The following is a 10,654-nucleotide window of genomic DNA, read 5'->3' as shown; positions in this document are numbered from 1 at the left end:
GCACCTTAACATCCGGCCAAGTGTGCGAATTGCGAGCGGGGCGAGATTGCCCTACCCGGGAAAGCGCGGGATTCTAGCAAATCCCCAAGCCCAAGCAATGCTGAATTATTAGAGGTGCCCTTAACTTGTCGCCACTCCCACGGCGGCACGGCACCATCATCCGCCCATAATCCGCGCTTTTCTAGCTTCGCCTCGCGCTCAAGCTGGTACAGCGGCGAATCCTTAGGGGCATAGCGCACGAATACCCAAGCCATTCCGCGCCGGACCTGTTCGGCCCCCGCATCTACTCCGGCACAGCGCACAGTGGCGAGAGTGCGCCCGTAGCGATCATCGCCCCGAGTTTCAACAGTCGCCCGCTTGAGCAGGCACAGTTCGCGCAGGCTGGTCCTGGAGTCTTTCCCCTTGGCTTGCTGTAGTTCCGGGGCGTCAATGTCCAGCAATCGAATCTCCAAGTTCCCATCGCTCGCCCCAAGGCGCAGGCTGTCGCCGTCCTGGACTTCAAGGATCACACCGGTTATCTCCCCGGCAAGGCACAAGGGCGCAGCCAGTAGGCAATGCAGGGCGAACAGTAGGCGGAGCATTGGGGCAAGCCTACGCCCGCCAATGGGGGCTGGAGCGATACCCGCAGCCTTGGGATTGGGGGGCGAGGGGGTAAGGAAAGCGGGTAGATTTGCGGGTATCTCTGGCTTCTCTGGGTCTGTTTTCATAGGGTGAGGGGCGGTTTTGGGCGAAGATCACGGCCGCAGCGTTGAGCGCCAGGCAGCGCTTGACGATTTCGCGAGGATAGACACTGGTTTGAGTGAGGGTCCCGGCAAACAACTCTTCCGACGCAATTACCCGGTGTTGCGCGTCTAGAAAAACCACTATGAAGACCTCCAGGTCAAGGTGCATGAGTCTCAGACGCAAATAATCCTTCACGGCCTGGGGGGAGGTCAGGGAGTCTCTTTGCTTCATTTCACCGGAGAGCACTCTCGCCGCCAATTCTCTGACCGCCAAGAGTTGAACCATTTTGGCCGGACCGAGACCTTTCACCTCTCTCAAGGACTCGGGGGGCGCGGTGAACAACCCGGCGACACCGTCAAAAGTATTGAGTAGATCCTGCCCCAACTGAACGGCATTTTTGCCGCGCACTCCTGTGCGGAGGAAGATGGCCAGCAATTCGGCATCGGTTAGGCTGGGAGCCCCTTGCTTAAGTAGCTTCTCGCGCGGCCGTTGATCCTGGGGCCAAGTACTGATGGACATCTATCCCATCCACCCAAAATTAGCTTGTAGACGCGGGCTATACTACCGTGCCCTGCAAGCCTCACACTGATGAACCAGCACCCCTATCCGAAGCGACTCCTACTAGGCATGACCGGCGGTATCGCCGCCTTCAAATGCGCCGAATTGGTTCGCCTTCTGGTTCAAGACAATTGGGATGTCCAGGTCGTCATGACGCAGGCCGCCACCCGCTTCATCACACCGCTCACCATGCAAGCGCTATCGGGCAAACCCGTTTACGCAGACATGTGGGACAGCGGCACTCGCAACGGCATGGGTCACATCGATTTGTCGCGTGACCGCAGCCTCATACTTATTGCCCCGGCCAGCGCGGATTTTCTCTCCAAGCTTGCACATGGTGGCGCGGACGATCTGTTATCCACCCTGTGCCTAGCCCGCCAGTGCACCCTCATGGTTGCCCCCGCCATGAACCGGCAGATGTGGGACAACCCGGCTACGCAGCGCAATATGGAGCAGCTGCGCTCGGACGGCGTCCTGGTCGCGGGCCCCGCGGCGGGCGAACAAGCCTGCGGCGAAACCGGCCTCGGGCGCATGTTGGAGGCGAATGAACTTGTGCAGGAGCTTGCCCGTGCGCTCGCCCCCAAGATATTGGCGGGCAAGAAGGTGGTACTCACAGCGGGACCCACCTTCGAACCCATCGATCCGGTCCGGGGGATTACCAATCGCAGCTCCGGAAAGATGGGGTACGCCCTGGCTCAGGCTGCGCTGGAAAGCGGTGCCGAGGTGACGATCATCTCCGGCCCCGTCGCGCTAGCGGCCGCGTTCGGTGCCAGAGTCATTTCTGTCACGACAGCTGCGCAGATGCTAGAGGCGGCGCAAACCCACGCGAGCTCGGCCGGCATATTCATTTCCGTTGCGGCAGTCGCCGATTACCGTGCGAGCACAACGAGTCCGCGGAAACTGAAGAAAGGCGCGAGGACTTTAGCTCTGGAATTGGAACCCACGACCGATATTCTCGCGACCATTGCCTCCCAGCGTAACCCACCCTTTTGCGTGGGCTTCGCCGCCGAAAGCGAGGATCTCGACCGCAACGCCGAAGACAAGCGGCGCCGCAAAAAGCTGCCGCTTCTCATCGGAAACATCGCGCAAGAGGCCATCGGCGCCGATGACAGCGCGGTTGTTCTTTACGACAGCGCCGGCCGCCATGCCTTACCCAAGGCCGCGAAAATCGAAAACGCCCGCCGTATCGTGGCGCATATCGCACAACTCATAAACAAACCATGAGAACCATCGATATCCGCATCCTCGATTCGCGGCTGAAGGAATTTCCGCCCAGCTACGCCACGGCCGGCGCGGCCGGGCTGGACTTGAGAGCATGCACCGCACAGACCCTGGAACTGCATCCAGGACGCACCGAGTTGGTTCCCACCGGCATCGCCCTGCACTTGGCGGATCCGGGACTGGCTGCCATGGTCTTACCCCGCTCGGGCCTGGGTCACAAGCACGGCATCGTCCTTGGAAATCTGGTGGGGCTCATCGACTCGGACTACCAGGGGCAGGTTTTCGTCTCCGCCTGGAACCGCGGCGCGACGAGCTACTTGCTACAACCCATGGAGCGCATTGCCCAACTCGTGATCGTTCCTGTGCTTCAGGTTAATTTCAGGCAGGTGGAAGAATTCGCCGGAAGTTCCCGCGGGGCCGGTGGGTTCGGAAGCACGGGCCAAACGTAAACACGGCCGGTAACACCGGCCGTGTCGTCTACTTCGCTTCTTGCCGCTTACTGCGCTTTGTAAGGATCGGCGATTTCGCCCGCGGCGATGCGGCGCTTTTCCTCGCTGCGTAAGAAAGTCAGTACGGCCACAATTTCCTCGGCGCTCATGGTGGTGCCGAAGGCGCCCATGGTCCCGCCCATGGAGCGGTTGGTGACGCCTACCGCGATGGTCGTATAGATTCCCATATTGGTGTTGCCGGAATAGGGGAACTTACCGCACGAAAGACAAGGGCCTTTGCCACCCTTACCGGCGCCGCCATGGCAAAAAGAGCAGCGTTGGGCGTACTTCTCGCGCCCGAATTCAACGACCTTGGCATCGCTTGTCGGCAACTCCATGTCGCTCTCGTTCATCTTGTGCTGGGCCGCCACGGGCTGCACGAACGACAAACCCAAGGACAACGTAAGAAGTGCCAGAATCCTTACCGCTACCACGTTCATACCGCTCCACATTTTCTAATCTACCTCCCTAGATTTTTCAACGAGACACCACATCGAAAAACGGCATGCCGTAGCTCTCGACAATAGGTTTGATTTTTCCCGCGCTCACGAACTTATCGATACTTTGGTTCAAGAACTCCAGCAGCGCTTTGTCTTCCCGGCGCACCACGAAGGAACTATTGGTGCGATGCTCGGGCTTGGGCACATAACCTTGCACCAAATGGAATTTACCTTCCGGAAACTCTTTTTTCGCCACGGCGATGGCTGGAGACCACACCATGGCGGCATTCACCTCGCCCTTGCTCATGCCTTGCATCAACCGGAGGTTGTTAAGGTATAGCTCGCGCGGCACCTGGTTTATGAAGAGATAATCGTCGATGGGCGTGGCCATGGGAACACCCACCTTGACGTTGCCCTTCTTCGCGTCCTCGAGGGATTTAACTCCCTCGGCTTGGCCTTGCACCATCATGACGTATCCCAAGCTCATGTAGGGCTTGGAAAAGACCAACTCGTCGGGGAGGAAATCCTCTTCGCCATTGTCCGACAGGCCCACGAAAACATCGCAACGCTTGCGCAAAATGGAGTTTCTGAAGGCTCGTCCGGTTCCACCGCGTGTTCCCGTATCGGCCCACACCATCTCGACTTCCATTCCCCCTTCCTTGGCGATGAGATCCAGAATTCGCACATCGAAACCAGGATCGCTGTAGGACTGCTGGGAGTACGGCCAGGAATAAGGGTCGGCGCAGCCGAGCAATTTTTTCTTGGCTTTGGATCTTTGCAGAGTATCCGCGATGGCATCGGGATCTTGCTCCTGCGCGGACACCGCCACGGGCCCTGCAAACATCAGCACGCTTACCACGATATAACCGAAGAATTTCTTCATTGGATTCCTCAACGAACGGGGTTGAATATGGACAGGGTTTGAGAGGCCTGCGTCTTCATCCGTTCCCGGCCTGAGCCGATTTGTGCACAACGGGCGCGACAGCGATTCGCCTACACAAGGTGTCTTGACGCACCAAAAAGAAGGGAGGGCTCTCGCCCTCCCTTCTAAATTACAACTTGGTCAGAAGCTTGGTTCTACCCTTAGTTCTGGACCTTGAACACCATCAGGCCACCGCCCTTGGTGTTTTTCTTGAGAAAATCGGCATAGTACAGAGGCCAGATACCCCCGCCGCCCGCCCCGTACACGATACTCACATACTGGGTGCCGTCAACGGTGTAGGTGGTGGGGTTGCCGTGGATACCGGAACCGATTTGGAAGGACCACAGATGCTCGCCGGTTTCATCGTCGAGGGCGCTGAAATAACCCTCGGGATCGCCGTAAAACACCAAGCCGCCGGCGGTAGTCAGAATGCCGCTGGTGGCCGGGTAGCTCTGGGACTTGCTCCATACAGGCTTGCCGGTCGCCGCATCGAAGGCCTTGATCATGCCGGCACCCGCGTTGAAGTTCAGGACCTTCGCGCCCAGGTACCACTCACCACGCTTCCATTCCGTTTTCTTGGCTTGGAGATCCATGGCGAAGTCATACACGGGAACGTAGACCATCTTCGTGCGGTGGCTGTAAGCCATCGGGTGCCACTCTTTACCGCCGTCCAGGGACGGAGCGATATCGGTGGTGACCTTGTCGTACACGACGTCCTTCGCGGGCCAGTTGTACACGGGCTTGCAGTTATTGGACGTGTTGAGAGGCTTGGTCCAGTTCACACGCTGCAGGGCTGTCACCCATGCGCACTTATGCTCTTTTCCGCCCTTGCCGGAAACGGTTGCATCGCGGTCGATACCATAGATATGACCATTACGCGAACCATGCAGCCAGAGCTTCTTGCCGCCCAAGTCCACCAGGATCATCTCGTTCACGCCGTCGTAATCGTACGGATCGTTAGGCGTGTAGTTGAAGTAGGAAAGGATCTTGCCGGAGTCCGGATCCATCACGAGGTTGCTGTTCGAGAAGAGGTTGTCCCCTAGACGAACGTGACGGTCGAAGTCAGGACCAGGGTTACCGACGGGCCAGAAGAGCCTATTGGTAGCTTGGTCGTAGGAACCCGTGATCCAAGCCGAGCCGCCCCCGTACTTCCAGGAGTCTCCCGCCCACGTGTCATTGCCAGGCTCGCCAGGACCAGGAATGGTGTATGTCTGCCATACCAGGTCGCCAGTATCGGCATTGATGGCCTTGATCCAGCCACGCACACCGTATTCCGCGCCTGCGGTACCGAAGATGATTTTGTTACGCAGAGCCATCGGCATGATGGTGAAGGTTTCGGCGTAGGTGTAGTCTCCCATCTTCTTGTCCCAAACCACTTTGCCGGTCTGGTTGTCCAGCGCCACGATGTGCGCGTCCAGGGTCGCCAGGTAGACCTTGTTCTTATAGACGGCCACCCCACGGTTCACGACGTCACAGCACAGCTTTGGGAACACGTCGCCGGGCAGTTCACGCTCGTACTTCCACAGGATCTTGCCGGTACGGCCATCGGCGGCGATCACACGGTTGAAGGACGTGGTGACATACACGGTTCCGTTGACGACAACGGCTTGGCTATCTTGCCCTTCCAGCACGCCGAAAGACAGGTTCCATGCGGGAACGAGTTTCTTGACGTTGTCTTTGTTGACTTGCCTCAAGCCACTATAGCGGGTGGACTGGTAGTCCTTGCCATAATGCAGCCAGTTTGAATGATCGATATCAGCGTTCAGCAGCATGTCATCCGTCACGTAGTTCGGATACAGCTTGGACTCAAGCGTATCGATACCTTGCGCGGAAACAACCGCCGATGCGCCCATTGCAACGACAGCGGCGATGGACACCGCCGCGCGCTTAACGTGCGACATTTGATTCACCATTGAGAACACCTCCCGAAATAATTCCGCCTCGCATTCGAGTGAATGCTAACGCGCTTGGTGGTTATTGAATGTTGTCCCCTGCACGCAGCCCGTGCTTTGAACTTAGTTTAGGCACTCAGAGCTGACGGACTACACGCACGGACAACAGGCGCCGCCTAGGTAGACTGGCGCGCGGTAAATTTAAAGAAAGGCCTAGGCCTTGTCAACACATATTTCCTCGGGAAATAGAATTAGAATCAGGCTGTTATACTGCAATGCAGCATAACATCCTCTAGTCTAGTGTTACACCAAAAATCGAGGCGTCGTCTTGCGCGGCAGCACCTTGGAGATAGGCACGTAGCGCTTGCAACACGGGAGCCACCACTCCGGCGCTAGGATTGCGGCGTGCAATTTCCTCCAGGATGGCATATCCGAAGGGCTGGCCGAAGGGACCCGTAGCCTCTACCAAACCATCGGAGACGAACAGGAGTCGCGCGGGCCCCGCCCACGAGAACCGGCTGCAGGACGCATCGAAATGGTCCTTGTCCTCGATTCCAAGGGGAATGTGGCGTGATTTCAAGAGTTCGCCAGGCTGGGGGACGCCATTCACCAGGAACATGCCTTCCGGCATGCCCCCGTTCCACGCATCCACCTGCTCAGCGCGATAGTCGACACATATCAACAACGCGGCGAGAAAGCGGCCCACGGGAAGATAGTCCTTGAGCTTCGCATTCATCTCGCGGGCAATCTCACCCACTGACACCCCCTTACCCGCCATGGCGTAGAACACCTGAAGCACGGGTAATCCGCTGATGGCAGCCGCGAGCCCGTGGCCGCTGGAATCGGCAAAAAAGACGTACAAGCGGTCCTCGCCGTGGCGGGTGCTGGCGAAGATGTCGCCGCTGAACTTAGCCGAGGGCATCACGCACCACTCAAGAACGGGGTCTGCGAGGCCATCCAGGTCAATCATGTGTTGAATGAGGTTACGTGCAAGAACGAGTTCCGCTTCGGATTCCTGGCGGTGTCGTTCCAGGCCCCGCGAGGTTTCCGACAGCTTGGCGTGAAGGCGCGCAGCGTGTTGCGCGCCCCGGATCTTCGCGCCGAGCAACTCGGCGCGAAGCGGCAGCATCAAGAAATCATCGGCACCCATGCTCAATGCACGCACCATGGCATCGTGTGAATCGCGCGTGCCCGCCAACACGATGGGAATCCAACGTTCGCCCGCCCAGCTGCGGATCGCCGGGATCCACTCCATAGCCCCATCATTAGGCAATGCCATATCGAGAACCACCAAATTTGGGAGCGCTTCCTCAAGAAAATTCGAGTCCTGGGCCAATACGCATGCCTCGCGCACACGGTGGCCCTGGAAGTGTCTCTTTGCTTCCGCTAGTAGCGCCTCGGAATGCGTGACTACCCATACGCCGAGCACGCCCTCCGTGTTCGCCCAAGACACCTCTAACTGGGACATATATTCGCGCATCCCATCACGAAGGCAATTCGGGATCGCAGGCCTCCACCGCCACCGCCGCGACGTTTCCGGGCTCGCGGTATTCCATCTCGCGGAAGGCCAGATTCTTGGCGAGCGCTATCCCCCGGCCATTTGGACGTAGCGCGCGCGACTCGTCAAATTCCAGATACCTGTTCCAGTCAAAGCCTTGGCCTTGATCGGTGATCAGCACGCGCAGGTTAGCTCCGGTCCTGGACACTTCCACTTCAACGTACCTGCCACGGTACTCGGGAAGCGCAAGCCGCGCGTCCACTTAGTTTTCCCAGGAGCCTTTTTCCAGTAGCTCGGATTTCTCCGCGAAATCGATGCCAAGGTTTCCGTGTTCCACTGCATTGACGAGCAGTTCGGCCAAACCCATCCCCGCGCTCGGCGGATCCTTGCAAGCCCCGGCTAGAGCCGCGGCCAGGGCGCGCGCCTCGGTGAGCGTGCGAAGCCTAAATTTTCCGCCCTGCAATAGGGTAAGCATTCCGGCGTATTCGCCGATGCGCTGTCGCAAATTCCCCAGAGCGCGAACAGTGCCCAATGCGGATCGCACCACTGCGCGGAGCGCGTCTTGGTGCTAGGGCTTGGTCAGATAGTAGTAAGCGCCCAGCCGCAGGCCCTCCGCAACCTGTTCACGGCTGGCCGCGGCGGTCTGCATGATCACCGGAATATTGCGATAGCGTGCATCGGACTTCATGCGCCGCAGTATTTCCATGCCGTCGATGCCAGGCATCATGCGGCCTAGGATCACACAGTCGAAATTATCTTTCCCTAGAAAATCCAGCGCGCTCAGGCCGTCCGTTGCATAGGTTAGCGAATAGGATTCGCCCGCCAAATACTCGCCGATGATCTCCAGGTTGACGGCCTCGTCGTCCACCACGAGCATGCGCCCGCCTCCCGGATCGCTTGAATTGGCATTGTCTTTCTCCAGCGTTTCGGCTCGGCGATCCATTTTCACCCTCTTGGGAACTTACTGACGGTCACTGTTAACGTCCTTTTCCAAGCATATTTGAATCGTTCGCGTATCCGCAATCCCCGCCGCGAAAGCCCGGACGGGTTCAAGCTCAAGCCCCGGCAGTGGTCCGCTGCGCAGGGCAAAGATGAACACCGCCCCGCCGGCCGGATGATTGAAAGCGGCGATATAGCCCCCGTGCTGCTCGGCGATTTCCCGCGAAATCGCCAAACCTAGCCCCGTGCCACCCGCACCGCTCTTGGTCTTGCTGCTTTGCATGAACTTGCCGAAGATCAGTTCGAGTTCGTTTTCCGGAATTCCAACGCCCTCATCGCACACACGCACCTCCACGCCTGGCAGCCCCTGGGCGTCGCCACTTCCGCGCCCCGCGGGCAATAGGGTTCGGGTTACGCTCAACGTCACGGACTTGCCCCGAGGGGTGAATTTCAAGGCATTGGCGAGCAAATTTCGAATTACTTGCGAAATCCTGTCCCCGTCACAATAAGCGGTCAAGTCATGCGCTTCGTATTCGCTACGCACCTTCACATCGCTTTGTTGCGCCAAGGTTTCCAACTCCGCGATCACCCCGTCGACGATGACCTTGACGGGATGGTGGCGAAATTCGTAGTTCATCCGCCCGGCTTCCAGCTTTGACAAGTCCAACAGATCGTTGAGCAATTTCAATAAGCGCTGGCCGCTCTCGCGGATGCGGCCGAAGTATTGCGGGATCTTGGGGAGAGTTGTATCCCGGCTCTTCTCCGCACCGAGTTGCGCGAAGGACAATATGGCGTGCATGGGGGTGCGTAATTCGTGGGACATGTTGGCGAGAAACTCCGATTTCGCCACGTTCGCCTGTTCGGCGGCTTCTTTAGACCGCATTAACTCTAGCGTGCGAGCCTCGACCAGCCGCTGGAGATTGTCCCGGTGCTAGCGCAACTCATCTTGCGTACGAATTTGGGCGCTTGCCGCGGCAGCTTCGCGCAGCGCGATGCGTAGGTACTCGGTGACCTCGCTCACGATGCCGATTTCATTCTGCGCCCACTGGTGCGCGTTGGCGGATCGCAAACTCAGCAATCCCACCCATTCTCCGCCGGAATCAAGACGAACTTGCAGGATTGCTCCGTCGCCCTGTCCGGGGCCGAAGTCACGCACCTCATCCCAGAGTTCCTCTTCACGAATATTGCCGCAGACCAGCAGGCTATTCGTCTGCAAGGCGGCATGGTATTTTGGCCACTGGCGCAGGTCGAAGCGCATTCCCTTCAAATCCGGCAAATTGCGCGCACTGACAGAGTGAGTAACTTCTAGATGGCAGCGTTGCACCACCTTCTCGTAAGTCGCGCCGAATCCCGGTAGATAGCGCACAAGGCCCACCACCGCGATTTCGATCACCTCGTCCATGGCGGCGCTTCGCGCCATCGCTCCCGCCACCTCATTTAATACGCTAAGGCGGGCTTCGCTTCGCCGCAGGGCTTGCTCCGTGGCCTTCAACGCGGAAATGTCCGTGGCAAGGCCCACGATGTACTGACTGCCATCGGGCAACTCGACGGGACATTTACTCTTTAGCGACCACTTCGTCCCCCGTCCTGGAAAATCCCAATGGTCTTCGAACAACATGACTTGGCCGGAACGGAATACTTGTTCATCTTCGTCTTGTACTTGCCTTGCATGTCCCGCATCCATGAGATCGAAGTCCGAACGGCCGATTTGCTCTTGCGGCTTCAACCCCCAATCGCTGCTCGCGGCACGGTTGGCCAACACGAAGCGCTTATCCCGGTTCTTGACAAATAGGGGTTGGGGAATCGCGTTCACCATCGCCTCTAGAAAGTCCTTGCCTCGCTGGATCTCCAGCGCCGCTTGCGTCTGGCGCGTGATATCCACAGTGCCGCTTACCAAATAGCGCGAGCCGTCTTGTAGGGCGAATACGCTCTTGGTCTTGAGAATCCAACCTTGTCACCCGCTCAACCGGCTA

10 protein-coding genes and 1 pseudogene are annotated in these 10,654 nt (G+C 58.4%); 2 read left to right on the top strand and 9 right to left on the bottom strand.

Going from position 1 to position 10,654, the window contains the following annotated elements; translation table 11 throughout:
* Positions 1–5: 5 nt before the first annotated feature.
* On the bottom strand, positions 6–581 hold the full coding sequence (locus tag EXR36_14260; protein MSQ60759.1) for a nuclease: 576 nt from the start codon (positions 579–581) through the stop codon (positions 6–8).
* A gap of 10 nt (positions 582–591) precedes the next feature.
* Positions 592–1,242: a JAB domain-containing protein gene (locus tag EXR36_14255; GenBank protein MSQ60758.1), complete on the bottom strand. Its 651-nt coding sequence runs from the start codon at positions 1,240–1,242 to the stop codon at positions 592–594.
* Positions 1,243–1,311: 69 nt separating this feature from the next.
* Between EXR36_14255 and coaBC the strand changes: the two genes are divergently transcribed.
* Complete coding sequence (gene coaBC, locus EXR36_14250) at positions 1,312–2,505, top strand: bifunctional phosphopantothenoylcysteine decarboxylase/phosphopantothenate--cysteine ligase CoaBC (protein ID MSQ60757.1); 1,194 nt, start codon at positions 1,312–1,314, stop codon at positions 2,503–2,505.
* Positions 2,502–2,951, top strand: a complete 450-nt coding sequence (locus EXR36_14245; GenBank protein MSQ60756.1) for a dUTP diphosphatase — start codon at positions 2,502–2,504, stop codon at positions 2,949–2,951. The genes coaBC and EXR36_14245 overlap by 4 nt, the downstream gene beginning before the upstream one ends.
* 47 nt (positions 2,952–2,998) lie before the next feature.
* Here EXR36_14245 and EXR36_14240 read toward each other — a convergent pair whose 3' ends face one another.
* The 7 genes and pseudogenes from EXR36_14240 to EXR36_14210 all read right to left on the bottom strand — a co-directional run bounded on the left by EXR36_14240 (position 2,999) and on the right by EXR36_14210 (position 10,626).
* Positions 2,999–3,442: a hypothetical protein gene (locus EXR36_14240; GenBank protein ID MSQ60755.1), complete on the bottom strand. Its 444-nt coding sequence runs from the start codon at positions 3,440–3,442 to the stop codon at positions 2,999–3,001.
* 25 nt (positions 3,443–3,467) lie between these two features.
* Complete coding sequence (locus EXR36_14235; protein ID MSQ60754.1) at positions 3,468–4,313, bottom strand: transporter substrate-binding domain-containing protein; 846 nt, start codon at positions 4,311–4,313, stop codon at positions 3,468–3,470.
* A 200-nt stretch (positions 4,314–4,513) separates the two neighbouring features.
* A complete protein-coding gene (locus EXR36_14230) occupies positions 4,514–6,265 on the bottom strand; it encodes a PQQ-dependent dehydrogenase, methanol/ethanol family (protein MSQ60753.1) in 1,752 nt (583 codons plus the stop codon).
* 271 nt (positions 6,266–6,536) lie between these two features.
* Positions 6,537–7,724: a fused response regulator/phosphatase gene (locus tag EXR36_14225; protein MSQ60752.1), complete on the bottom strand. Its 1,188-nt coding sequence runs from the start codon at positions 7,722–7,724 to the stop codon at positions 6,537–6,539.
* A gap of 4 nt (positions 7,725–7,728) precedes the next feature.
* Positions 7,729–8,619: pseudogene (locus tag EXR36_14220) on the bottom strand (response regulator).
* Positions 8,620–8,703: 84 nt separating this feature from the next.
* Entirely contained in the window at positions 8,704–9,564 is an 861-nt protein-coding gene (locus tag EXR36_14215) for a HAMP domain-containing histidine kinase (GenBank protein MSQ60751.1), read from the bottom strand.
* A 48-nt stretch (positions 9,565–9,612) separates the two neighbouring features.
* The gene (locus EXR36_14210; GenBank protein MSQ60750.1) at positions 9,613–10,626 is read right to left on the bottom strand and encodes a PAS domain S-box protein; all 1,014 of its coding nucleotides are present in this window, start codon (positions 10,624–10,626) and stop codon (positions 9,613–9,615) included.
* Between the last annotated feature and the right edge of the window lie 28 nt (positions 10,627–10,654).

The sequence above is a fragment of the Betaproteobacteria bacterium genome (assembly GCA_009693245.1).
Taxonomy (GTDB): Bacteria; Pseudomonadota; Gammaproteobacteria; order Burkholderiales; family SHXO01; genus SHXO01.
Note: the sequence above shows the minus strand (reverse complement) of the source record. Positions and strands in the feature narration are given on the sequence as shown.